Raw genomic sequence first — 25,003 nt, forward strand, 5'->3', positions numbered from 1 at the left:
CTTTGGCAGACCTTAGTCCAGCTTGAATTGCGTCACGGCACTGGCAAGACTCACGGCCTGGCTTTGCAACGCGGCAGCGGCGGCAGTGGATTCCTCCACCAGCGCGGCGTTCTGCTGAACCATTTCATCGAGTTGGCTGACTGCGCGGTTCACTTCCTGAATCCCGCGCGTTTGTTCGTTGGCCGCCTGGGTGATTTCGGAAATGATGGTGGTCACGTTGGCGACGTTGCTGACGATTTCCGTCATCGTCTCGCCGGCCTGGTGAACCTGGCCCGACCCCGAGGTCACGCTCGCCACGGTTGCTTCGATCAGCGCCTTGATTTCCTTCGCGGCCTGCGCGCTGCGTTGCGCGAGGCTGCGCACTTCGCCCGCGACCACCGCGAAACCGCGGCCCTGTTCGCCGGCGCGCGCGGCTTCCACCGCTGCGTTCAACGCGAGAATGTTGGTCTGGAATGCAATGCCGTCGATCACGCCGATGATGTCCGAGATCTTCACCGAGGCATGTTCGATCTCGCCCATCGTCGTAATCACTTCGGAGATCACTACGCCACCACGCGAAGCGACCTGCGATGCGGACACGGCCGTATCGTCGGCCTTCTTTGCGGCGCTCGCCGATTGCGTGACCGTCGAGGTGATTTCTTCCATCGACGCCGCCGTCTGTTGCAGGCTGGCCGCTGCGGATTCGGTGCGGCCCGACAGATCGACATTGCCCGCGGCGATTTCATTAGCGGCCACGCGCACCGATTCGCTGGCATCGCGAATCTGGCGCATCACGTGGCTGAGTTTGTCGATGAAGGTGTTGAACGAGCGCGCGATCTGCGCGACTTCGTCGTTGCCGACGGCTGGCAGACGTTGTGTCAGATCGCCTTCGCCCGAGCCGATCGCGTCCATTGCATCGCGTACTTTCGAGAGGCGCTGGAACGACACGGCGGTGACCGCGGCCACGATGGCGGCGGCGATCGCGGCGATCACGATCAAGGCAATCACCGAGGCCGTCAACAGCGATCGCATACCCGCCGTCGCTTCCGATTTGTCTAGCGCGACGACCGCGTACCAGTCGGTGCCGGGAATGGCCTCGGCGCGCAGCAGCTTCGTGCTGCCGTTCACGTCGACTTCGACGGGGTGCTCGGCGCTGAAGAGCGCGGTCAGCTTGTCGCTGGTAAGAGCGGGTGCGAGGTCCGATACCGGCTTCAAGGTCAGCTTCGCATCCGGGTGCGCGACGATATGGCCGCTTGCGTCGATCAACATGCCGAAGCTCGCGGGCGTCGGATGAATCGCCTTGACGTTGGCAATCACGCTGTCCATCGCGACGTCACCGGACACCACGCCTTTCACCACGCCGTCGCGCACCACGGGCGCGGCGAACGCGACCACCAGCTTGCCCGTGCCCACATCCACATACGGCGGCGTCACCACCGGCTTGCCCGCTGCGGCGGCCTGCTTGTACCAGGGGCGGCCGGTCGGATCGTAGTCGGGCGGAATACCGGTCGGGTCCGAAAACTTCGCGGTCTTGTCCGCGTAGCCGACGTACACGTTGGTGAACTTGCCGGCTGCGGCGATCTGCTTCAACGCGGCGGACGGATCGGGTTGCAGCACCGCGTCCTGCAGCGAGTTGATCATCTGACTATTGGAGGCGATCCAATCTTCGATCCCGTCTGCATGACCGCTTTCGACAGCGTTCAAACTGCTTTCGATCGCATCGGCGTTGTACGAGTTGGCGACGACATAGTTGAGAACCGCGTTAGCAGCGAGCGCAACCACAACGATGGCGACGCACAGGGCGACGATGCGCGCGCGAATGGAGGAGAACATGTTGGGAGTCTTTCGGAGTAAGCAGTGAGCCGTAGTCGGTGAGGCGGGGGCCTCATACGCGGTATACGGCGCCGGCAGTGGGGACTTGAGCGGGTAATGCTTTCAGTTTCTGACGGCGGCCGGCAACGCCGCTTGTGGCGGCGCGCCGCGATGCTACACACTTTTTCGCGCGATGCGGGGTTTTCAATGGATGCCGAAACAGCGCCCTGGCAGTGAGTTGCAGGGCGCTGTATTCGTATGACGATAACGGTGGGTATGACGCTATGCGAGGCTATATGCCGATGCGCGCAAATGGTCTTACATCACCGGAGAATGCAGATGATGCGGATGGTCGAGTGTCTCACCCACGATGCGCAGTGCCTCTTCGCATTCGTCGCGCGTCTTTGAACCGCCGAGGCACACACGCATTGCGTTCGGCGGATTGCCATCGGTGGAAAACGCCGCCCCCGCAACGGCGGCGATGCCCTGGTTGCGCAGTTGCAATGCGAGTTCGGAAGCACTCCAGCCGCTTTCGGCCGGTACCGGCAACCACAAATGAAAGCCATCCGCGTGCGCTTCGTAAGGCCACGCATCGAGCATGCGCGATGCAATCGCCTGGCGTGCGCGCGATTCGTTGCGGATCGCGTTGAGCATATCGAGCGCGGTGCCGTCGACGATCCATTGCGTTGCGAGCGTGACCGTGAACGGACTCGCCATCACCGTTGTCGCGCGCAACGCACCGGCGAGGCGCTGCGTTTGCCTGGCAGTCGGCGCGTGCAGATGCGCCACTCGCAAACCGGCACCGAGACTCTTCGATAAACCCGTCACGTAGTAGGTCAGTTCGGGAGCGAAGCTCGCGAGCGCATCGGGCGCACTCTGCGGCAGCATCGCATACGCATCGTCTTCGATGATCGGAACGCTGTAGCGCAAGGCGACATCGGCGAGCGCCTCGCGCCGTTTGTGCGTGAGCGTGAGCGTGCTCGGATTCTGCAGAGTCGGATTGCAATAGAACGCGCTGGGCTTGTCGGTTTTACAGAGCGCTTCGAAGGCGTGCGCGAGCGGACCTTCGTCGTCACGCGGCAGGGCTTGCAGACGTACGCCGAGTTGCGCGGCAATTGCCTTGATGCCGGGGTAAGCAAGCGTGTCGAGACAGATCGTGCCGCCAGGCCGCGCCAACTGCGAGACGAGCGCCACCAGCGCGCTATGAATGCCGGGGCAAACCAGCACGTTCTGCGCGTCGCAATGCGGCACGCGACGCTTCAGCCATTCGGCGCCCGCGTCCTTGTCGGCGGCCGAGCCGCCGAAATCCTGATAGCGCAGCAACTGATACGGATCGCTGCCGCTCATCAGGCGCGCGGCCGAATCGCGCAAACGGGCCGCGTAATCGGGCGGCTCGGGTGGCGTATTCATCGACATCTCGATGCTGCTGCCGCCGGCGAGCGGCAAGGTAGCGGTTCGGCCACGCACGAAGGTGCCGCTGCCCGCGCGCGAATCGAGCAGGCCGCGCTTGCGAGCCTCCGCATACGCGCGCGCCACCGTCGTGTAGTTCAGCGCGAGTTCTTCGGCCAGATCGCGCAGTCCCGGCAAGCGGTCGCGTGGACGCAGGCGGCCGGTGGCGAGATCTTCTTCGATCAGATCGGGAATCGCGAGGTAGGCCGGCTTGCGAGTGTCGGCGAGGCGTTTGATCCAGTGATGTGTCGGGCTGCTCATCGATAGCCTTCGGCTGGGGGTGATGATCATTGATCGCATTCGGATGCGATCAATGATCGGATTGATCGCCCGTGGTGAATGGGTGCACCACGCCGACTCGTCCCGGCAGACAAATCGCACCTGGCTGGTGCGATATCCCGGGGTCGGGGGTGATTGCCCGCGACGCCCCGGCTATATGCAAGCTTCACGCCAAAAAATTTTTCGAGTCGCATGTCGAATCGAGGCGGAATTGATTGCTGATTGATCGCATTTGTGTGAGCGATCAATGGCACGGCCGTTGCATTGAGAGAAGCGCGCACGGATGGAACGCGCCATCTTTTACTTAGCAAACCTGATCGGAGAGTGTTATGCCAGCCGTCAACAAACCGCTGCATCAGAAAGGCGATTACCTTGTCGACTACGAAGAGAAAGTCTTCGAAGACGTGAAGGCCGAACCAGGCGAGAAGGCACTCGTCACGTTTCATACGGTCGCGTTCGAGGGGTCGATCGGCTTCGTCAATCTGTTGCAAGCCACGCGTTTGCAACGCAAGGGCTTCGAGACGTCGGTGCTGCTTTACGGGCCGGGTGTCACGCTTGGTCTGCAACGCGGCTTCCCAACGCTTGGCGACGAAGCGTTCCCCGGCCACCTGAACTTCAACAAGCAACTGATGAAGTTCATGGAAGAGGGCGGCAAGGTGTACGCCTGCCGCTTCGCGCTGCAAGCCTTGTACGGGCACGGCGAAGCTTCGTTGATCGAAGGTATCCGCCCGATTAGTCCGCTCGACGTGCTGGATATCCAGTTACTTCATCGCAAGGACAACGCGCTGATCATCCACACGTGGACGGTTTGACGAGAGGCGAGTGACCACTATGTCCGACAAACGCATCGTGCGTGCCGCCGCGGTCCAGATCGCACCGGACTTCGAACGCAGCGGCGGCACCCTCGAGAAGGTATGCGAGGCCATCGAGAAAGCGGCACGCGAAGGCGTGCAACTGATCGTGTTCCCTGAAACCTTCGTGCCGTACTACCCGTACTTTTCTTTCGTGCGTCCGCCGGTTGCTTCCGGCGCCGATCACATGAAGCTCTACGAGGAAGCCGTGATCGTGCCGGGCCCGGTGACGCAAGCGGTGGCCGAGCGGGCGCGTTTGCATCGGATGGTGGTGGTGCTTGGCGTCAATGAGCGCGATCACGGCAGCCTCTACAACACGCAGCTGATCTTCGACGTGGACGGCCAACTGGTGCTCAAGCGTCGCAAGATCACGCCGACGTTTCATGAACGGATGATCTGGGGCCAGGGCGACGCGGCCGGCCTGAAAGTCGCGCAAACGGCGGTGGCGCGCGTCGGCGCGCTCGCGTGCTGGGAGCATTACAACCCGCTCGCGCGCTATGCCTTGATGACGCAGCACGAAGAGATTCACTGCAGCCAGTTTCCCGGCTCGCTGGTGGGGCCGATCTTCGCCGATCAGATCGAAGTGACGATCCGGCATCACGCATTGGAGTCGGGCTGCTTCGTGGTCAATGCAACGGGCTGGCTGACCGAAGCGCAGATTGCATCGGTCACGTCCGATACGAATTTGCAGAAGGCGCTGCGCGGCGGCTGCAACACCGCAATCGTGTCGCCGGAAGGACAGCATCTGGCGCAGCCACTGCGCGAGGGCGAAGGCATGGTGGTTGCCGATCTCGACATGGCGCTGATCACCAAGCGCAAACGCATGATGGATTCAGTCGGCCACTACGCGCGGCCGGAATTGCTGAGTCTTGCGATCAACCGGCGGCCGGCGGAAACCGTCGCGCCGATGCCGGCGTGGTCCGGTGCTTCGAGCACGGGTTTCAATTCAAACGAGGGATGGCGCGATGAATTCCAGCGAGACACTGTCGGCAGCGAGCCGGCAATTGATGACTGAATTGCAGTCGGCCGGTTTGCGGCTCGTGTCTCCGGATGCGGGCGCGGCGAGCCGGCGCGGCGGCGCGGGACCCTCGGACCACAAGGCAGTGACGGTGGACGGCGTGACGATCATGGTGCCGGTGCATACGAGCACCGCCTGGCACTCGCCGTTCGTCGCAGAGACGCCGGATGCGAACGGCTCGAGCGCCTTGCTGCGCGGTACGATCCCGATTGCCAATATCAGCTTTCCCAAAGCACCGCGCTTTTACGGCATGCAGACGCTCGACGGCGTGCCTTACTCGCACATTGCCGCGCTGCATAGTGCGGACGTGCTGGCCACGACGGTGCTGCAAACCTGCATTCGCTACGAGAGCCGCCGCAAGAGTTGCAAGTTCTGCGCGATTGGGCAATCGCTCGCTGCAGGCCGCACGATTGCGCGCAAGACGCCGGAGCAATTGGCCGAAGTGGCACGGGCAGCCGTATTGCTCGACGGCGTTAAGCATATGGTGCTGACCACCGGCACGCCGCCCACGTCCGATCGCGGCGCGCAGATCCTGTGCGAAAGCGCGTTCGCTATCAAAGCGGCGGTCGATCTGCCGATCCAGGCGCAATGCGAGCCACCCGACGACGATCGCTGGTTCGCACGCATGAAAGCGAGCGGCATCGATACGCTCGGCATGCATCTCGAAGTGGTGACGCCCGCATTGCGCGAACGCATCATGCCGGGCAAGGCGAGCGTGCCGCTGGCGCGCTACATGGAGGCGTTCAAGGCGGCAGTTGCGGTGTTCGGACGCGGTCAGGTGAGTACGTACATACTCGCCGGTCTTGGTGATAGCGCGGAGGCGATTCTGGCCATGTCGCGCGAGTTGATCGAACTCGGTGTCTATCCGTTCGTTGTGCCCTTCGTGCCGATCAGCGGCACGCCGCTCGAAGATCATCCGGCGCCCACGCCTGAATTCATGAAGTCGGTTCTGCAACCGCTCGGCGCAATGCTGAACGTTGCCGCGATGCGTTCAAGCGATATCAAGGCCGGATGCGGAAAATGCGGTGCGTGTTCGTCGTTGTCGTCGTACGAGGAGTGATCATGTTCGGTGAAGCGATTGCAGGCGAGGCGCTGGAAGGTGACATGAGTTTCGCGCCCTATGCGCCGAGCGAATTCCGCATCAAGTGGACGACGCTCGATTGGGAAGCCGATGAAGCGTACAAGTTGCGGCGCGCGGTGTTCTGCATCGAGCAGGGCATTTTTGTCGGCGACGATCGGGACGATATCGACACGCACGCGCAGCAACTGGTGGCAGTGAGCTGTGTCGCCGGCATGCCGGAGCAGGTGGTCGGCACGGTGCGCATTCATCGCGATGAAGGCAGCGTGTGGTTCGGTTCACGTCTTGCTGTGCATGCAGCGTTTCGCCGCCACGGAAAAATTGGCGCGACGTTGATTCGTCTCGCGGTGAGCAGTGCCCATGCGCTCGGCTGCGAGACTTTTCTCGCCCACGTGCAGAGCCAGAACGTGCCGCTCTTTCGCGCGATGCATTGGGATGTGCTTGCAGAGGAAATGTTGTTGGGCCGGCCGCATCATCTGATGCAGGCGCAACTGGACTGGTATCCGCCGTGTGTGGCGCCGTATAGCGGCTTCGTGACTCATACGCAACCACACAGTGCGGCTTCCGCACGGAGCGCGGCATGAGGAGCGTGGCCGATCTCGTCGCCAGCCTGCGCGAAAGTCGCGGGTTTCGGCACAAGACGGATATCGTCGACGTAGTCGGCTCACTCGCCCGGCGTCTGCCAGGTGGCACGCAGGATCTCGCGCAGGCTGTCGCACTTGGCGACGATTGCGCGGCCATTGCCGATGGCGATGGCTACCTGCTCTTCGCCATCGAAGGCATGGTCAGCGATTTCGTGAGCGCAATGCCGTGGTTTGCCGGCTACAGCAGCGTGATGGTCAACGTCAGCGATATCTATGCGATGGGTGGGCGGCCGCTGGCGGTGGTCGATGCGCTATGGAGTCGAGGCATCGACGCCGCCGAGGAGGTGCTTGCCGGCATGGCCGCGGCCTCCGTTGCTTATGGCGTGTCGATAGTCGGCGGTCATACGAATACGCGCAGCGATGCTGCGCAACTGGCGGTGTCGATTGTGGGGCGCGCGAAAGCGCTGCTGTCGAGTTTCAATGCGAAGCCCGGCGACCGTTTGATGATGGCCGTCGATTTGCGCGGGCACTTCGAGGAACCGTATCCGTTCTGGAATGCGTCGGTGGGCGCGCCGCCTGAACGTTTGAGAGCGGATCTCGAACTGCTTCCGCGGCTAGCGGAAAGTGGCTTATGCGATGCGGCGAAGGACATCAGTATGGCCGGCACACTCGGCACTGCGCTGATGTTGCTCGAGTGCTCGCGGATGGGAGCACGGATCGATCTTGAGCGTATTCCGAAGCCAGCGAACGTCCCCTTGGAGCGTTGGGTTACCGCATTTCCGAGCTTCGGCTATTTGCTGTCGGTTCGGGAGGAGCAGGTGGACGCAGTGCAGGCGCAGTTCGATTCGCGCTCGCTCGCTTGCGCCGTGATTGGTACTGTCGATGCGTCGTCTGAAGTGGTTTTGCATCACCACGATGAGGCAGCGGTGTTGTGGGATTTCAATCGCGAGCCGTTCATGATCGCGAAGGACGGTTCGCGATGAATTCGTTGCGAATCGCGTTGCTGACGCATTCGGTCAATCCGCGTGGCGGGGTCGTGCATACGCTTGAACTGGCGACCGCGTTGACCGCGCTCGGTCATGACGTGACCGTCTTTGCGCCCGCTGCGCCGGGCGAGACGCTGTTCCGTCTGCCGCCGTGCCGCGTGGTCTATGCGCCGATCACGCTATCTCAGGCCGGCACGGTAGCCATGGTGGAGGCGCGTATTCATGCATTCAAGCAGACCTTGATGGAGCATGACGCGTGGTCGTTCGATGTGCTGCACGCGCAGGACAGTATCAGTGGCAACGCACTTGCCGAGCTGAGAGCGCAAGGGCTCATTCGCGGTTTCATGCGCACTGTTCATCACCTGGATCATTTCGACGATCCACGTCTCGCTGCATGGCAACGGCGGGCGTACGAGGATGCGGAGCAAGTGTTGTGTGTCAGCGATACATGGACGCGCGAGATGCGTTCGACTCTCGGTATTGCGGCGCTGACGGTGCCGAACGGTGTCGACATCGCGCGCTTCACGCCTGACGAAGATGCGCACGATACGCAGATCAGGCGGCGCTTGGGCATTGATGACGGCCCGATCGTACTTTCAGTGGGCGGTATCGAAGCGCGCAAGAACACACTCGCACTGCTCGAAGCCTTCGCGTTGGTACTACGCACGTTGCCGGGCGCGCAACTTGTGATTGCCGGTGGTGCGAGCCTGCTCGACCACGACGCCTACGCCCGCGGCGTGCTTAAGCGAGCGGCGGAGTTGGGGCTGTCGATTGGTCCACACGAAAGCGTGGTCGTAACCGGGCCACTCGAAGACGCCGCCATGCCCGCGCTCTTTCGCAGCGCGGACGTGTTGTCGATGGTGTCGTTGCGCGAGGGCTTCGGCCTGGTGGTGCTGGAGGCGCTTGCTAGTGGCACGCCGGTGGTTGCCTCTGCAATCGCACCGTTCACAGAATATCTCGACGACAGCACCTGTTACTGGGCAAATCCGGCCGATGTTGAGTCGATAGCGGCGGCGTTGCTACGTGCTCTCAGCGGTAGCGGTAGTCGTATTGATTTCGACCAGGCCGTACCCGCGTTACTCGCACGCTTTAGCTGGGCGGCAAGCGCACGGCGTCACGTCGACGTGTACCGCCAGTTGCTCGCAAAGCGCGCGCTAACTATTCATTGATCGATTGAGGATTTGCGATGCCTGTCATGCACTTTCGGATTCAGTGGCCCGATGGCGATGAAGCGAACTGTTATTCGCCGTCGCTTGTCATTGGTGATTTCTTCAAACTTGGCGAGGCTTATGCGTTGGACGATTTCGTCGAACGTTCGCGGCAGGCGTTAGGTATCGCTTCGGAGCGCGTGCGCGAGAAGTACGGCTTTGCCTGCTCGGCAGCGATGGATCAGCTTGCACAGATCGAACGCGATGCGGAGCGTTTTCGCGATCGGCCCGAGGCGATCGTCAAGGTTATCGAATTCAGCTAGGCGTTTATTTTTTGCAGAGGACGCATCATGTCGAATCCAACCCATCATGGGCGCGCTGACCGGCATCACAGCGTGCTCGTCATCGGCGGCGGGCAGGCGGGCCTGTCGGTTAGCTATTACCTCAAGCAGGCCGGCATCGACCATCTGGTTGTGGAAAGGAACACGGTGACGCATACGTGGCGCCAGCAACGCTGGGACGCGTTTTGTCTCGTGACGCCGAACTGGCAGTGTGCGTTGCCCGGTTACCCCTACCTGGGCGACGACCCGCACGGGTTCATGAAGAAGGACGAGATCATCGACTATCTCGATGGTTTCATCGCGCACGTCGAGGCACCGGTGATCGAGCATGCGGAAGTCAAACGCGTGAAGCAGCGCGATGACGGCGTCTATACGATCGTGACCGCGCAAGGCGATTTCACCGCGGATCAGGTCGTGGTCGCCTCGGGTGGGTATCACACGCCGATCGTGCCGCGGCTCGCCGAGCGCTTGCCCGCAAGCATCGTGCAGTTGCAATCGTCAGCGTATCGGAACCCGCAGGCTTTGCCCGAGGGCGCGGTCATGGTGGTCGGCACGGGGCAATCCGGCGCGCAGATCGCGGAGGACCTGCATCTGGCGGGGCGCAAGGTGGTGCTCGCAGTCGGTGAGGCGCCGCGCTGCGCGCGCTTTTATCGGGGGCGTGACGTGGTCGATTGGCTCGCCGACATGCAGTACTACGACATGCCGGTCGAAAAGCATCCGTTGCGCGAAGGCGTACGCGACAACACCAATCACTATGTGACCGGCCGCGACGGCGGGCGCGACATCGATCTGCGCAAGTTCGCCGCCGAAGGCATGGAGTTGTACGGCAGGCTCGACGATCTGCGCGACGGGCAATTCCATTTCGCACCGACGCTCGCTGCCAATCTCGACGCCGCGGACGAGACGTATAACCGGATCAACGCGAGCATCGACGGTTTCATTGAAAAACATGGCATCGACGCGCCGGTAGGTGAAGTCTACGAACCCGTCTGGAGACCAGCCGAAGAACGCACGATGCTCGATCTCCACACTAGCGGCATTTCGGCAATTATCTGGTGCATCGGTTTTACGCCTGACTTTAGCTGGCTCGACGCGCCGGTGTTCAACGGTCGCGGTTATCCGGCGCATACCCGCGGAATTACACCGATCGACGGTTTGTATTTCGTCGGTTTGCCGTGGCTGCATACTTGGGGATCGGGGCGCTTCTCTGGTGTCGCACGCGATGCGGAGTTCGTCGTGCAGGCGATTCGCGAGAAAACACGCGAGCGTGAGTCGGTGAGGGCGACTGTGGCGGCTTAAGATTTCGGCTTACACATCACGACGTGAATGCATGAAAAAACGGCCACTGCTTTTTATCGCAGCGGCCGCTTCTTTTCGTACGGACTGAATTGAAACCGAACTGAAACTTAGCTCCCCAGTGCCGGATCGCTCATGCTGCTCCGGCCCGTTTCCACGTGTCCGGCGAAGCGCCGCGCGAACGACGGGTCTGTGTCGACAGTAATCGCGAGGTCGTACCAGCCGTGCGCGTTGCGCAGATCGAGGTACAACTGTTCAGTATCACCGCCGCGCACCGAATGCTTGACCACGTTGTTTGCGTCATAGGCATTGACGATGGTGAACTGGCAGCGTGCGCTACCTACATTTTCCAGTCGCAATTGCAGGTTGCCGTTGGCGACGTCGTAGCCTTCGGCGACTTCCGGCCGTGCAATATCGGAGCCGTGCCACCAGCTTCTCGCGACCGGCTTGCCCGCGAAGCGGCGCAGGAAACCGTTCGGGCCGTAGACCGTGTAATCGTACGTACCGTCGATATTCAACGGCAACTGATCCTGCAGCCGCTTGCCGGCTTCGACCGTATAGGTCAGCGGTGCGGCGAGACCATTGGCGGCATAGACGAGAAACACGGCGCCCGTGCGGCCTGAATTGACGAAACGCATCGTCAGCTTGTTCTCCGCGCCTTCACCGTGCACGCGCACGAACAGTTCGTACGGCAGTGCGCGCGCCGGACGCACGCCGGGTTCCTGCTTCGGTACGGCCTGCACGAGCGGCGGCAGCGGCACATAGTCCGGATGGCGATTCTGATCGGGCGGCACATAGCCGCTCGTGCTCGGCAGCGTCGGGAACGCGTCGTTCGGGGTGCTGAAGTTGAATGCCGACATCAGATCGCCGCACACCGCGCGACGCCACGGCGTGATGTTCGATTCGCCCAGATTGTGCTGCTGGCCGAAGCGCTTTTCGATAAAGCGGATCACCGACGTGTGGTCGAACAGTTCCGAGCACACGTAGCCGCCTTTCGACCACGGCGAGACCACCAGCATCGGCACACGCGGTCCGAGCCCGTACGGACCCGCCGGCGTATTGCCGCTGCCCGCATAGTTTTCATTGCTGGTGTCGACGGTCGACAAACCGTTTGCGCTCGATGCTGGCGCGAACGGCGGCGCCATGTGATCGAAGAAGCCGTCGTTTTCGTCGTAATTGATCAGCAGGACAGTCTTGCTCCACACTTCGGGATTCGACGTGAGAATCTGCAAGACCTGATCGATGTACCATGCACCGTAGTTCGACGGCCAGTTCGGGTGCTCGGAATACGCTTCCGGGGCGACGATCCACGAGACTTGCGGCAGGGCGTTGTTCTGCACGTCGCGCTTGAGGATGTCGAAGTAGCCGTCGCCGTTGGCGGCGTTCGTGCCCGTGCGGGCGTTGTCGTACAGCGGGTTGCCCGGCTGCGCGTTGCGGTACTGATTGAAGTAGAGCAGCGAGTTGTCGCCGTAGTTGCCGATGTACGCGTTCTGCGTCCAGCCCCACGAGCCGCTTGCGTTGAGTCCCGTACCGATGTCCTGATAGATCTTCCACGTGATGCCGGCGTTCTGCAGCACTTCCGGATACGTGGACCAGCCGTAGCCAAGTTCGGAGTTGTCGATCACCGGGCCGCCGCCGCTGCCGTCATTGCCGACCCAGCCGCTCCACATGTAGTAACGATTCGGGTCGGTCGGGCCCATCAGCGAGCAGTGATACGCGTCGCAGATCGTGAAGGCGTCGGCGAGTTGATAGTGAAACGGAATGTCGTCGCGCGTGAGGTAGGCCATCGTCGTGGTGCCCTTGGACGGCACCCATTGATCGTAGCGGCCGCCGTTCCATGCTGCGTGCGTGCTGGTCCAGTCGTGCGCGAGGTCTTGCAGGAATTGCAGACCGAGGTTCGGCGCGGTAGGGCGGAACGGCAACACATAGCCCACGTCCGCGGCAAGCGGTTGGTACCACACCGGCTTGCCATTGGGCAGGTTGATTGCGCGCGTGTCGCCGAAACCGCGGACGCCCTTGAGCGTGCCGAAGTAATGATCGAACGAGCGGTTTTCCTGCATCAGCACGACGATATGCTCGACGTCGCGGATCGTTCCGGTCTTGTTGTTGGCGGGAATGGCGAGGGCGTTGCGAATGCCCAGCGGCAGCATGCTCAACGCGGTGGCGGAACCGGCGGCGTGCGCGGCGGAGCGCAGAAAATCACGGCGATTTTTTGAAGTCATGGTTTTGGCTTTCGATCTTCATAAGAGGAACGAGCCATGAGGCGCGAGCGTGAGCCACGCGCCGCATGGGGCGCGGAACTCAATCTACGGTGTGGATGACGGGTGTGGCGAGCGGCGTCGAAGCGGCAGCGGACAGCGCCGCGTCGGCGCTTGATGCGGGCAGTGCTGGGGTTTGAATCGTGACTGCGGGTAACGCTGGTGAAGCGGAAGAAGGATTCGCTGACAGGACCTGTGAAGCGCCGCCGTTATCGCCGGCGGCGTCGGTAGAACTCGTGGTGCTCGTGTCCGGTGCTTTATCGTCGTCGTTGCCGCAAGCGCCGAGCAGCATGCAGAGCGACACGGCGGCCAGTGCGCCCGCCAAACGTTTGCGATAGAAGGCAATGGACGGCTTCGACACAACAGACATGGCAATGTCTCCGGCACGGGGAAGATGCGCTAGGGCATCCACGTGCCCAGGTCAGCGATGCGCAAGAATAGTCGCTTACCTGTGTAACTTTTGTGAAGATGTGGAAATTTGGGTATTTGTTGAGAATTGGGCGGCCGTCAATCCTGGATCGCGACGATGGCTTCGATCTCGACGGTAATATTGCCCGGCAGCGAGCCCACGCCAACCGCCGAGCGCGAATGCCGACCGGCATCGCCGAATACATCGACGAACAGATCCGAGCAGCCGTTGATCACGCGCGGATGCTCGGTGAAATCCGGCGCCGCGTTGACCATGCCCAGCAGCTTGACGACCTGCTTCACGCGCCGCAAATCGCCCAGTTCGTTATGCAGCACGGCAAGCAGATTCAGGCCGACCATCTGCGCGTGCCGGTACGCTTCGTCCGCGCTGACGGTGGCGCCGACCTTGCCGGTCATCAGCGAGCCGGATTCGTCGAGCGGACCTTGGCCCGATAGAAACAGCAGATTGCCCTCGCGCGTGCAGTGCGTGAAATTGCCGATCGGCGTCGGCACTTGCGGTAGCTTGAGGCCGCGCGTGTGCAGCCGGTCGTAGCAGTTCATCGATGGGGAAGTGATGGTGAGCGGTCTTTAAGGAGTCAGCGTTGCGCGCGGGGGGATTTAAGGTTTCGGGTTTGGCGCGGCCTTACGCCGCCGGGTCCTGCTCGCGATGCCGCCAGCCGAGGCGCGCTTCGATACGGGCGGCCACCGCCTGCACAGCTTGTGCGAACCGTTCGGTGCCGAGCTCGGCTTTCGCCTCGGGCATCACGATCGAAATCGTGAAGACGCACGCGCCGGTGTTGTCGAGCACGGGCGCCGCGAGACACGCCACGGATGCATCCGATTCGCCGATCTGAATCGACAGTCGCGCCTCCAGCGCCTCGCGGGCAATCTGCGCGAGCACTTGCGGCCGGGTTTCCGCGCGACCGGTAGGCGAGCTTTGCGCATGCTGCGCAAAAAACGCGACCCGTTCGGCATCCGGCAGATGCCCGACGAGCAAGCGTCCGGACGCGGTCCAGTTGAGCGGCACGCGGCTGCCCACTCGCGAGGTCACACGGAAATGCCCTGGCCCTTCGGCCATTTGCTGTACGACCATCATGCCGTCTTCGAGTCCGCAGACCTGCACGGTCTCTTCGACTTCGGCGGAGAGACGCTGCATTTCTTCATGAGCGACCGCGAGATAGTCGAGCGAGCTGGCGTACGTTAAACCGTAGCCGTACAGACGCGAGCCGAGCCAGATCGTGCCGTCCATGCGCCGCGCCAACAGGTTCTTCTCGACCAGATCGTTAATGATCGAATACACCGTGGACAGCGGCGCGCCGACCATGCGTGCGACTTCGTACGCGGTGGCGGGACGGTTTGCCTGCTGGAGCGCGTCGAGAATCTGCACGGCGCGCTCGATCGCGCTGGTGCGCGTGCGTGGCGCGGCAGCTTCAGCCTGTGCTTCGGCGCCGGCTGAAGGCGCCGCGGGTACTGCTTCGGACGCGGAAGGTCGGGACGTGCGAGCCATCGTGCTCCTCTGACGCGAGATGTTTTTGTCCAGTTGACGCAGGGTGATTGTATGCTAGACTGATCCGCAATTACAACATATATTCCATAATTAAGAAATACCCGGTCGGAGGCGCTTCATGGACATTCGCTCTCGCTTTGGCTTACGCCCTGTTATCAATGCTTCAGGCACGATGACGAGTCTGGGTGCGTCCATTGTCAGCGCACCGGTAATCGACGCGGTGGCGCAGGTGTTGCCGCAATTCGTCGAGATCGACGATCTGCAACGCAGAGCCTCGGCGGCGATTGCCGAGGCGTGCGGCAGCGAAGCCGGGTATATCACCGCGTCGTGCTCGGCGGCGATTACGCTCTGCATCGCCGCCACCATGACGGGCGACGACCACGGCCTGATCGAACGGCTGCCCGACACGACCGCCCTGCAGCGCAACGAAGTCGTGATTCAAACCGGCCACCTTGTTAATTATGGCGCACCGGTGGACCAGGCGATCCGTCTGTCCGGCGCGCGCGTCGTGCCGGTGGGTGCGGCAACCGAAGCGCACGGCTACCAGTTGAATAGCGCCATCACCGAACGCACGGCTGCAGCGCTTTACGTGGTTTCACATCATACGGTGCAATTCGGCATGATCCCGCTCGAAGAATTTATTGCGGTCGCGCACGCGAAGGGCGTGCCCGTGATCGTCGACGCGGCTTCCGAATACGACCTGAAGCGTTTCATTGCGGCCGGCGCGGATCTCGCGCTCTACTCGGCGCACAAATTTCTCGGTGGGCTCACCGCCGGCATCGTCGCGGGTAAGAAAACGCTGGTACGTGCCGCGCATTTCCAGAACGGCGGCATTGGCCGCGGCATGAAAGTCGGCAAGGAAGGCATTGTGGGCGCGATTGCCGCGCTCGAACAATGGCAGCAGCGCGACCATGTCGCGGTTCGCGCTCGCGAACGCGGCTACCTCACGCTGTGGCGCGAGACCTTGAATCGTTGCGACGGCGTCTGGGCTGAGATCGACGCCGATCCGACCGGCAATCCGCTCGATCGTCTGAAACTGCATATCGATCCCAGGCAGGCCCGTATCACTGCGTGGGATCTCGCCGATGCGCTCGCGCGGCCACCCGAGGGCGAGGCGCCGGTGATCGTGCGCGATCATGAAGCGGAACTGCATTTCTTTTTCGTCGACCCGTGCAATCTGCACCCGGGCGAAGAGCAGACCGTACTGGCACGGCTTACTGCCGAACTCGAGCGCGCACGACAGTCGCCCGAACCCGTCGTTACGCCGTTTTACCAGCGCGACGCGCGCCGCATTGCCGCGCGCCGTAATTGGCCGGATTGATTCTTCCCCGGTTCATTTCGATTCACCGATGACCGTTGTTTGACCGTAGCGCCGGATTCCATTCCGGTGCCGCTTTGACCTGCCCGCTTAGTACTACTTATATCGCCGGAACATCACCGTGTAACCGGCGTTCGTTTTTCTTTCGACTTGAGGAAACCATGATGCACAAGCAGATTCTTCGTACGACCATCGCGTTCGCTGCCGCCGGACTCGCCGCGCAGGCCGCCCACGCGCAAAGCAGCGTGACGTTGTACGGCATTGTCGATGCCGGCTTTACCTTCACCAATAACCAGAAGGGTGAGAAGGCTTATCAGGCGACGCAGGGCAACGTGCAGGGTTCGCGCTGGGGCCTGATCGGTAGCGAAGATCTGGGCGGCGGCAACAAGGTCCTGTTCAAGCTCGAAAACGGCTTCAGCCTGGAGAGTGGCGCAGCCGGTCAGGGCGGCCGCATGTTCGGCCGTAGCGCATGGGTGGCGCTCTCCAACAGCAAAGCAGGTACGATCACGCTCGGCCGTCAGTACAACAGCGTGCAGGACTATCTCTCGAACATGCAGATAAATGGCGTCGGCGCGATGAGCCAGTACGGCAACGCGATCTACGACAACGACGATATCAACAACACGTATCGCACCGACAACGCGGTCAAATACACCACGCCGACGTATGCCGGGTTCACCGCAAACGCAATGTACGCGTTCTCGAACACGGCGGGGCAGTTCGCCAACAACCGCGCATGGAGCGTCGGCGCCGACTACGTGAACGGTCCGCTGCACCTTGACGCGGCCTACTCGCTGGTCAATCAGCCGGCTACCAACACCACGGGCGCGGCGCCGTCTGATAACTACTACAGCACCAGTTCGTCGATCATCAGCGGCGTGAAGCGCAACCAGGTGTGGGGCGCGGGCGGTTCGTACGTGTTCGGCCCGGCAACCTTCCTGCTGCTGTACACGAACTCGCAATTCCAGTTGCTCAGCGGCGGCAGCCTGCACTTTGCCAACTATGAAGCCAGCGTGAAGTATCAAGTCACGCCGGCCGCGCTGCTCGCGCTCGGTTACATCTACACGACACAGAACACGAGCCGGACCACGGCCACTAACGCCCATTACAACCAGTTAAGCGTGGGCGGCGAGTACTTCCTGTCGAAGACCACTGATCTCTACCTGAACGGTATCTACCAACGTGCGTCCGGTTCGCACGCATGGGTCGAAGGTATTTCGAATCCGTCGAGCAACAACGGCCAGTTCGTGACCGTCGCCGGCATCCGCCACAAGTTCTAAGTCCGCCGCCCGCGCCGCTGCGCATGCAACATTCCGCTCAACGGAGGCTGCGGCGCGGTTCTTTCTTTTCAGGAGCACCTATGGCGACCGTTCAAGGAAGTCTGTTACTCGTCTATGCATTGATTGCCATCATCGCGCTGGTCGTGCTGATCGCGCGCTTCAAGATGAACCCGTTCATTACGTTGATGATGGTGTCGGTGGCGTTGGCACTCGCCGTCGGCATGCCGGCGACGTCGATTCTCAAGTCGTTCGAAACGGGCGTGGGCGGCACGCTCGGCCACATTGCCATCGTGGTCGGGCTCGGTACGATGCTCGGCAAGATGATGGCCGAATCGGGCGGCGCCGAACGTATCGCGCGTACGCTGATCGACCTGTTCGGGCCGAAGAACGTGCATTGGGCGATGATGTGCATCGCGTTCCTCGTCGGCCTGCCGGTGTTTTTTGAAGTCGGTTTCGTGCTGCTGATTCCAATCGCATTCAACGTCGCCCAGCGGACCGGTACGTCGATGATTCGCGTCGGCATTCCGATGGTGGCGGGTTTGTCCGTCGTGCACGGTCTGATTCCGCCGCACCCGGCTGCGTTGCTCGCGGTCACGGCGTACAACGCGGATATCGGTCACACGATTTTCTACGCGCTGATCGTCGGCATTCCGACCGCGGCCGTGGCTGGCCCACTGTTCTCGAAGCTGATCGCACGTTTTGTCGTGCTCGACGGCTTTAACCCGATGGCGCAGCAGTTCATCGAACAGGACGCGAAGCGCTCGCATCAGGAACTGCCGGGCTTCGGCATCACGTTGTTGACGGTGCTACTGCCGGTGTTGTTGATGCTGGTCGGTAGTTGGGCGGATTTGATCGTGCCGGCCAAATCGTCGATGAACAACGCGCTGCGCCTGATCGGCCATCCGGACATGGCTTTGTTGCTGGCCGTGTTGTTGAGCTTCTACACGTTCGGCAAGTCACGTGGCTTTAATCGCGAGCAGATTCTCAAGTTCACCAACGAGTGTCTGGCGCCGACTGCGAGTATCACGCTGGTGGTGGGAGCGGGCGCGGGCTTCGGGCGCATTCTGATCGATAGCGGCGCGTCGAAGGCGATCGTCGATGTGGCGACCGGCGCGCACGTGCCGCTGCTGATTCTCGCGTGGCTGGTGGCGGCGTTGATTCGTGTGGCGACCGGTTCGGCAACGGTCGCGATGGCGACGGCGGCCGGCATCATTGCACCGATCGCGGCAGCGGCGGTGGGCACGGCGGGCGGCGTGCGGCCCGAGTTGCTGGTGCTCGCCACCGGCGCGGGGTCGCTGATTCTGTCGCACGTGAACGACGGCGGGTTCTGGCTGGTGAAGGAGTACTTCGGTATGACTGTGCCGCAAACCTTCAAGACGTGGACCGTTTGCGAAACGATTATTTCGGTGACGGCGCTGGTGTTGACGTTGGGGCTTTCGACCGTGATTTGAGCGGGGAGGCTTTGTCGCGGCGTGTCATTCATTAGACGCGCCGCGATTTCACATTGCGCTCCCATTCGCGCGACTATCGCCGCGATCTCCCGACTATAGAAGGTGCCGCAACAACCTCGGGCCGTAAGCGGGAAAGAGTTGCCTTGATGGTGTTCAACGCTGCCGCGAGATAAACGCCGCAATCGCCTCGTTCAACGCATCCGGTGCATCGCGATGCGGCGAGTGTCCGCAAGCATCGAGCTTCACCAGTTGCGCATGCGGCACGCGCTCGCCAATCGTATCGATCTGGGCCATGGTGCCGTAGTTGTCGTCGTGGCCTTGCACCGCGAGCAAAGGTTGCTTGATGGCAGCCAGTTCATCGACGATGCGCCATTCCCTGAATGCCGGATTCAACCAGATGTCGTTCCAGCCGTAGAACGCGGAATCGACGTCGGCGTGATAGCGGCTTAGCTTGCTGCGCAGATCGGTGGTTTCGTAGAGCTGCTTGGTTTGCGCAATGCTCTCCACAGAGATGTCTTCGACGAATACATGTGGTGCGATCGCTACCGCACCGGCCAATTCATCCGGATGCTGCGCCGCGTAGAGCAGCGCGATCGACCCGCCGTCGCTATGCCCGATCACCCACATGCGCCTGCGTTCCTGCGTGCCGATATCGAGCGCATCGAGCAAAGCGGGCAGGATATCGCGCGCTTGTGCGGTCATGAAGTCGACCGGCCATTTGACGTCGTGCGCACGCGGTGTGGATAGTCCATAACCGGGTCGCGAATAAACGAGCCCACGCATGCCGAGCCGCTCGCACAAGTTTTGCGGCCAGTCGCGCCACATCGCGATGGAACCGAGCCCTTCATGCAGGAAGACGGCGATCGGTGCATTGGCCGCCGCTTCATTCACCCAACGATATTCGATGCGCAACGGCCCATGCGATGCCGTGGCGGGCAGTTCTGCGAATTCGCTAGCAAGGGTTGCGGTTGCGGGCTTCTGCATGGATCACCTTATGACTGTTCGCGCAGTTTGAAGCGTTGAATCTTGCCGGTGGCGGTTTTAGGCAAATCGTCGACGAACAGGATATCGCGCGGATACTTGTGCGGCGCGAGCCGTTCCTTGACGAAAGCCTTCAACTCATGCGCGAGTATCTCAGACGGCGTGAATTCACGCTTCAACACTACGAATGCGCGGGTCTTCACGAGGCCGCCGTGATCCACGCCGACCACCGCGGCTTCCAGCACTGCGCCGTGCTGCACCAGGACCATTTCCACTTCGACGGGCGATACGTATTGACCGCTCACTTTCAGCATGTCGTCGCTGCGGCCCGCATACACGTAGCAGCCGTTCGCGAGACGGCGGTATTTATCGCCGCTGCGGATCCACTCGCCAAGGAACGTCGCGCGCGATTTCTCGCGATTGCTCCAGTACATGAGCGCCGCGCTCGGTCCTTTGATAAACAGATCGCCGACTTCGTCGTCGGGCACCGGATGTCCGGCTTCGTCGCGCAGTTCAACTTCGTATCCGGGCACGGGGCGCCCCGTGGTGCCGTACTCGACTTCACCCGGGCGGTTTGACAGGAAGATATGCAGCATCTCGGTCGAGCCGATGCCGTCGAGAATTTCGCAGCCGAAGTGCGCGGTGAAGCGCTCGCCAATTTCGCGCGGCAGCGCTTCGCCCGCCGACGTGCACACGCGCATCGCGACATCGGCGCGCGCGGGCAGGTTGGGTGAGACGAGCATGCTCGCGTAGAGCGTCGGTACGCCGTAGAAAATGGTCGGGCGATGCCGCACGAGGCGCGTGAAAATCGCGTCGGCGGTGGGACGTTCAGCCATCAATACGGCTGTAGCGCCGACCGAAAGCGGGAACGTCAGACCGTTGCCCAAACCATATGCAAAGAACAGCTTGGCCGCCGAGAAAACCACATCGCTTTCGACGATGCCAAGAATCGGCTTCGCGTACAACTCGGCGGTCCAGTACAGATTCGCGTGCGTATGGACGGTGCCTTTCGGTTTGCCCGTCGAGCCGGACGAATACAGCCAGAACGCGATATCGTCGCAACCGGTCGTGGGTGCCTTGATGGCCGGCGCGGCTGCATCGATCAGATCTTTAAGCAACGGCGCCGTCAAAGACTCGCCTTCAGGCGGCTGTGAAACGATCAACTGGCAACCGTCGTGTTCGGTGGTATCCATCGCCTGCGTGACATTCGGCAGCAATGCGCCGGATGCGATCACGGCGCGCGCATGGCTGTGCGTCAGCATGTACACATAGTCGGCCGTGGTGAGCAACGTGTTCGCGACGACCGGCACGGCGCCTGCATAGAGCGCACCGAGAAAGGCAATCGCCAGTTCGACGGTATCGAGCATCACCAGCAGCACGCGTTCTTCCGGATGCACGCCGAGTGTGCGCAATGCGCTCGCGAAGCGCCTGGCCCGTTCTTCGAGTTCGCCGTAGGTGGTGGTGCCGGTGTCGTCGATATAGGCGGTCTTGGCGGCGCGCGCTTCATTCAGTCCAAACAGGTAGGCCGCGAAATTGAATACCGCGGGCGGCGGTTCGACAGTCGGGGCGGGCCGACTCGCAGCCGTGTCCAGCAGGGCTTCCATATGTCTCCTCCATCGGGTGGGGGCGGTCCGGCGGTGCTCTTGATCCGCGCGATGCTTACTGTCTGATTGCTTGAAGCCTGTCTCGTCCCGCTATGCTGCGGGCAAATGGGTGGTTCGCGTCAGTGCGTCGATTGCAGCGCTCGATGCCTGAACGGCAGAGCGCCTGTGATAGAACCCCAGTGCGCGCAGCCCGCCGAGTTCTTCTCCGCCACCCGCGCGGCCCGGCCCGCCATGCAGCGACATCGGCATCACGTTGCCGTGGCCGGTTTGACTCTGCTGGACTGCAGGCGAGATCGCGTGGACACGTCCGTGCGAGTCGGCGAGTTCCAGTGCGAGCTTGGCGAGATGCGCGTCGTCGTTCGAATAGATCGAGGCGACGAGCGAGCCTTGGCCGCGTCGCGCGAGTGCGACGGCGTGCGCTTCGGGAAGGGCGCCGTTTGCTGCGGTGGCGACGCGATAGGGCGCCACGGTCGCCACTGGCCCGAATACTTCGACGTCGTGCAGCAGCGTCGCGCTATCGGGATCGTTGACCACGAACAGATGCGGCGCGACGCAGGCGGCAATCGTTGCGTCCGCATCGATAAGCGGCGCAGCCGAGCCGTCGTATGCGAGCACGGCTTCCTCGCGCAACGCCGCGACGCCGGCCAGAACGTTCTCGTATTGCTCGCGGCTGACGAGCGAACCCATCCGCACGGCGTCGTTGCGTGGATTGCCGACGGTAATTTTCGCGAGCTTTGCTTTGAGCGCTTCGAGTACCGCTTCGAGCGATGCTTCAGGCACGAAGGCGCGCCGGATCGCCGTGCATTTCTGACCGGACTTCACGGTCATTTCCCGCACCACTTCCTTGATGAACAGTTCAAAGGCCGGCGTATCGGGTGTTGCGTCGGCACAGAGAATTGCGCTATTGAGGCTGTCGGCTTCGACATTCAGACGCGCACCATGCTCGACGAAAGCCGGATGCGCGCGCAGTGTCGCGGCGGTTTCCGCTGAGCCGGTGAACGACACCACGTCGAATGCCTGAATCTGATCGAGCAGACCTGCGGAACTGCCGCAGATGACGGACAACGCGCCGGGCGGCAGAATGCCTGCGTCGACCACATCGGCAACCATGCGTTGCGTGAGCCATGCCGTCGCCGTGGCGGGTTTGATAATGACGGGCACGCCGGATAACAATGCGGGCGCTGCTTTCTCCCACAAACCCCACGATGGAAAATTGAACGCGTTGATGAAGAGCGCGACGCCGCGCGTTGGCGTGAGCACGTGCTGCACGCTGAACGATTGGTCCTTGCTCAACGAAGCGGTATTAGCGTCGCGCAGCGCATGTACATCACCGAGCGACGCACCGAGTTTCGCGTAGTACGACAGTGTGAAGATGCCACCGTCGATGTCGACCGCCGAATCATTGCGCGTGGTGCCCGAGTTCGCAGTCGCGATTGCATAGTAATCGTCGCGTTTGGACTGCAGCAGTTTGACGATCTCGGCCAGACGCGCAGCGCGCTGTGCATAGGTCAGTGCACGCAGGGCCGTGCCGCCTTCTTCCCGAGCGAAACCAAATGCATGGTTGAGATCCAGGCCCTGGCTCGACACGCGCACGAGCGCTTCGCCGGTGATCGGGTCGGTCAGCGTCACGCCTTCACCGTCGCCCGCGACCCACTGGCCCGCAACGTAGTTCTTCAATAGTTCGGTCATAGCGAGTCTCAGGCGGAAGGTGAGCTGGGAGTGAATTCGATCGCGCCTTGCGGCAGCAGATACAGCACCAACGCCTGCCCATTCTCAACGGTCGGTCGATGCGCGCTGCCGGGGCCGTACACGCACCAGCCGGCCGGATGACCGTCGAAGGTAGCGCCTTCGGTGAGCGGCATGATCAGATCGATTTCGCCGTTGGGATGCACATGATGCGGACCGGCAATATCCTTCATATCGACCACGTCGACGGAAAAGCCGTGGGTTTCCGGCAAGGCCTTGAAGATCCGGCCATAACGAATGCCGCCGCCTTCGCGGTTGCACAGCCAGCCTTCGGCCACGCCGGTGCGGCAGGCATCCGCCAGTTCGCGGAAGGTCGCGCCATCCGCGGGATACGTGTCGTTGAGCCACGTGGCCAGCGTGCCGTCGAGCGGGCGGCCGGCGAGTTGCTCGGTCACGCCCGCAATCAGGCGTTGAAAGTCATGTGGGGACATGCAAGCCTCCAGATCAGCGCGCGCGCACGCACCTTAATTCATACGTGCTGTTGCGCTGTCTCCGTGACGCTGCCGAAAAACCTCGACAGCGTTTGTTATTAGATCAATATTTGGCGAAAATTAACTGTTCACCAGAGCCCTGTCAAGCACTATAGTACATGTAACGTATTCAATAGGCAGTTAAACATGAATCAAAATTACTCTTCCGCGCCGCTGGACGATCCTGCCGATGAGGACGCGAGCCGCTCCGCTGGGGCCAACCGCGGAGCGGACAGCGGGGCCGAGCGTGGGACGGAGCGCGAGGAACGCGATCCTTTTCTAACGGCAATGGGTGATCGCGTGCGCTTGCTGCGTGCGCGCCGTGGCATGACGCGCAAGACGCTGGCGACTGAAACCGGCTTGTCGGAGCGTCATCTGGCGAATCTGGAATCGGGCGTGGGCAACGCATCGGTGCTGGTGTTGCGGCAGATCGCGGTGACGCTGAACTGCCCGCTGGCCGAAGTGATCGGCGACGAAACCACTGCTTCCGCCGAATGGCTGCTGATCCGCGAACTGCTGCAGGGGCGCGACCAGGCGGCGCTACAGCGCGCCCGCGTGGCGCTTGCCGAGATGTTCGCGCAGGCGCCGCGCGACCCGCATCGCAAGGACCGGATCGCGTTGATCGGCCTGCGTGGGGCTGGTAAGTCGACCTTCGGCCGGATGCTGGCGCAGGAGCGCAAGGTGCCGTTCGTCGAGCTGACGCGCGTGATCGAGCAACTCGCCGGTTGTCCGCCGTCGGAGATTCATTCGCTTTATGGTGCGAGCGCTTACCGGCGTTATGAACACCGCGCGCTGGAGGCGGTGATTCACGAGCACGAGCGCGCTGTGATCGCGTCGCCGGGCGGGCTGGTGTCGGAGTCGGGCACCTTCAACGCATTGCTGTCGCACTGCTTTACCGTATGGCTGCAGGCCACGCCGGAAGAGCATATGCGCCGCGTTGTCGCGCAGGGCGATCTGCGTCCGATGTCCGGCAACAAGGAGGCGATGGATGACCTGAAGCGCATCCTGGCGGGGCGTAGCGAACTATACGGCCGCGCCGACATGACCTTCGACACCAGCGAAAAAACTTTGGCAGACGCCTATTTGCAGTTGCGCGACCGGCTGGCTGCAAGGCTCGCGGCAGAATCGCCGGACGAAGTGCGGGTGAGCTGAAATGCAG

General features: G+C 62.0%; 22 protein-coding genes. 12 read left to right on the top strand and 10 right to left on the bottom strand.

Features of this window, described 5'->3' with window-relative positions; translation table 11 throughout:
* Positions 1 to 12 precede the first annotated feature (12 nt).
* Both M0D67_RS20800 and M0D67_RS20805 read right to left on the bottom strand, forming a co-directional pair.
* Positions 13 to 1,812, bottom strand: coding sequence for a methyl-accepting chemotaxis protein (locus M0D67_RS20800; RefSeq protein WP_266239552.1), 1,800 nt, complete (start codon positions 1,810 to 1,812; stop codon positions 13 to 15).
* Between the two features lie 297 nt (positions 1,813 to 2,109).
* Complete coding sequence (locus M0D67_RS20805; protein ID WP_154559053.1) at positions 2,110 to 3,501, bottom strand: PLP-dependent aminotransferase family protein; 1,392 nt, start codon at positions 3,499 to 3,501, stop codon at positions 2,110 to 2,112.
* A gap of 347 nt (positions 3,502 to 3,848) precedes the next feature.
* Here M0D67_RS20805 and M0D67_RS20810 point away from each other — a divergent pair, with 347 nt between their 5' ends.
* From M0D67_RS20810 to M0D67_RS20845, 8 genes are read left to right on the top strand one after another with little or no spacing between them, the layout of a single operon-like run.
* On the top strand, positions 3,849 to 4,331 hold the full coding sequence (locus M0D67_RS20810) for an MSMEG_0572/Sll0783 family nitrogen starvation response protein (RefSeq protein ID WP_054040483.1): 483 nt from the start codon (positions 3,849 to 3,851) through the stop codon (positions 4,329 to 4,331).
* 19 nt (positions 4,332 to 4,350) lie between these two features.
* A complete protein-coding gene (locus tag M0D67_RS20815; protein ID WP_171927700.1) occupies positions 4,351 to 5,385 on the top strand; it encodes a Nit6803 family nitrilase in 1,035 nt (344 codons plus the stop codon).
* Positions 5,378 to 6,448, top strand: coding sequence for an MSMEG_0568 family radical SAM protein (locus tag M0D67_RS20820; protein WP_154559110.1), 1,071 nt, complete (start codon positions 5,378 to 5,380; stop codon positions 6,446 to 6,448). The genes M0D67_RS20815 and M0D67_RS20820 overlap by 8 nt, the downstream gene beginning before the upstream one ends.
* A gap of 2 nt (positions 6,449 to 6,450) precedes the next feature.
* Positions 6,451 to 7,050, top strand: a complete 600-nt coding sequence (locus tag M0D67_RS20825; protein ID WP_171927681.1) for an MSMEG_0567/Sll0786 family nitrogen starvation N-acetyltransferase — start codon at positions 6,451 to 6,453, stop codon at positions 7,048 to 7,050.
* On the top strand, positions 7,047 to 8,033 hold the full coding sequence (locus tag M0D67_RS20830) for a sll0787 family AIR synthase-like protein (RefSeq protein WP_171927682.1): 987 nt from the start codon (positions 7,047 to 7,049) through the stop codon (positions 8,031 to 8,033). Before M0D67_RS20825 ends, M0D67_RS20830 begins: the two co-directional genes overlap by 4 nt.
* Complete coding sequence (locus M0D67_RS20835; RefSeq protein WP_171927683.1) at positions 8,030 to 9,205, top strand: MSMEG_0565 family glycosyltransferase; 1,176 nt, start codon at positions 8,030 to 8,032, stop codon at positions 9,203 to 9,205. The genes M0D67_RS20830 and M0D67_RS20835 overlap by 4 nt, the downstream gene beginning before the upstream one ends.
* Before the next feature lie 17 nt (positions 9,206 to 9,222).
* Positions 9,223 to 9,507, top strand: a complete 285-nt coding sequence (locus M0D67_RS20840) for an MSMEG_0570 family nitrogen starvation response protein (RefSeq protein ID WP_266239553.1) — start codon at positions 9,223 to 9,225, stop codon at positions 9,505 to 9,507.
* Positions 9,508 to 9,534: 27 nt separating this feature from the next.
* The gene (locus M0D67_RS20845) at positions 9,535 to 10,824 is read left to right on the top strand and encodes an MSMEG_0569 family flavin-dependent oxidoreductase (protein ID WP_171927684.1); all 1,290 of its coding nucleotides are present in this window, start codon (positions 9,535 to 9,537) and stop codon (positions 10,822 to 10,824) included.
* A 107-nt stretch (positions 10,825 to 10,931) separates the two neighbouring features.
* Here the strand turns inward: M0D67_RS20845 and M0D67_RS20850 are convergent, their stop codons facing one another.
* The 4 genes from M0D67_RS20850 to M0D67_RS20865 form a co-directional block, all read right to left on the bottom strand.
* Entirely contained in the window at positions 10,932 to 13,043 is a 2,112-nt protein-coding gene (locus tag M0D67_RS20850) for a phosphocholine-specific phospholipase C (RefSeq protein ID WP_171927685.1), read from the bottom strand.
* 79 nt (positions 13,044 to 13,122) lie between these two features.
* Positions 13,123 to 13,449, bottom strand: coding sequence for a hypothetical protein (locus M0D67_RS20855; protein ID WP_154559060.1), 327 nt, complete (start codon positions 13,447 to 13,449; stop codon positions 13,123 to 13,125).
* A 137-nt stretch (positions 13,450 to 13,586) separates the two neighbouring features.
* On the bottom strand, positions 13,587 to 14,048 hold the full coding sequence (locus M0D67_RS20860) for a RidA family protein (RefSeq protein WP_054040495.1): 462 nt from the start codon (positions 14,046 to 14,048) through the stop codon (positions 13,587 to 13,589).
* 82 nt (positions 14,049 to 14,130) lie between these two features.
* Positions 14,131 to 14,994 (bottom strand): IclR family transcriptional regulator, encoded by an 864-nt coding sequence (locus M0D67_RS20865; RefSeq protein ID WP_171927686.1) that lies wholly within the window; start codon positions 14,992 to 14,994, stop codon positions 14,131 to 14,133.
* Between the two features lie 118 nt (positions 14,995 to 15,112).
* Between M0D67_RS20865 and M0D67_RS20870 the strand changes: the two genes are divergently transcribed.
* The 3 genes from M0D67_RS20870 to M0D67_RS20880 all read left to right on the top strand — a co-directional run bounded on the left by M0D67_RS20870 (position 15,113) and on the right by M0D67_RS20880 (position 19,043).
* Positions 15,113 to 16,315 carry an aminotransferase class V-fold PLP-dependent enzyme gene (locus M0D67_RS20870; RefSeq protein ID WP_171927687.1) on the top strand — a complete coding sequence of 401 codons (1,203 nt, stop codon included), beginning with the start codon at positions 15,113 to 15,115 and terminating at the stop codon, positions 16,313 to 16,315.
* A gap of 158 nt (positions 16,316 to 16,473) precedes the next feature.
* Positions 16,474 to 17,592: a porin gene (locus tag M0D67_RS20875; protein ID WP_171927688.1), complete on the top strand. Its 1,119-nt coding sequence runs from the start codon at positions 16,474 to 16,476 to the stop codon at positions 17,590 to 17,592.
* A gap of 80 nt (positions 17,593 to 17,672) precedes the next feature.
* Positions 17,673 to 19,043, top strand: coding sequence for a gluconate:H+ symporter (locus M0D67_RS20880; RefSeq protein WP_093643140.1), 1,371 nt, complete (start codon positions 17,673 to 17,675; stop codon positions 19,041 to 19,043).
* 153 nt (positions 19,044 to 19,196) lie between these two features.
* Here M0D67_RS20880 and M0D67_RS20885 read toward each other — a convergent pair whose 3' ends face one another.
* The 4 genes from M0D67_RS20885 to M0D67_RS20900 form a co-directional block, all read right to left on the bottom strand.
* The gene (locus tag M0D67_RS20885) at positions 19,197 to 20,027 is read right to left on the bottom strand and encodes an alpha/beta fold hydrolase (RefSeq protein WP_266239554.1); all 831 of its coding nucleotides are present in this window, start codon (positions 20,025 to 20,027) and stop codon (positions 19,197 to 19,199) included.
* 8 nt (positions 20,028 to 20,035) lie between these two features.
* Positions 20,036 to 21,628, bottom strand: coding sequence for a benzoate-CoA ligase family protein (locus M0D67_RS20890; RefSeq protein ID WP_266239555.1), 1,593 nt, complete (start codon positions 21,626 to 21,628; stop codon positions 20,036 to 20,038).
* Positions 21,629 to 21,718: 90 nt separating this feature from the next.
* Positions 21,719 to 23,317, bottom strand: coding sequence for a 3,4-dehydroadipyl-CoA semialdehyde dehydrogenase (locus tag M0D67_RS20895; RefSeq protein ID WP_171927691.1), 1,599 nt, complete (start codon positions 23,315 to 23,317; stop codon positions 21,719 to 21,721).
* An 8-nt stretch (positions 23,318 to 23,325) separates the two neighbouring features.
* A complete protein-coding gene (locus M0D67_RS20900; protein WP_266239556.1) occupies positions 23,326 to 23,805 on the bottom strand; it encodes a DUF4863 family protein in 480 nt (159 codons plus the stop codon).
* Positions 23,806 to 23,991: 186 nt separating this feature from the next.
* Between M0D67_RS20900 and M0D67_RS20905 the strand changes: the two genes are divergently transcribed.
* A complete protein-coding gene (locus tag M0D67_RS20905; protein ID WP_266239557.1) occupies positions 23,992 to 24,996 on the top strand; it encodes a helix-turn-helix transcriptional regulator in 1,005 nt (334 codons plus the stop codon).
* The last annotated feature ends 7 nt before the right edge of the window (positions 24,997 to 25,003 follow it).

The sequence above is a fragment of the Paraburkholderia sp. SECH4 genome, from assembly GCF_030511745.1.
GTDB lineage: Bacteria > Pseudomonadota > Gammaproteobacteria > Burkholderiales > Burkholderiaceae > Paraburkholderia > Paraburkholderia madseniana.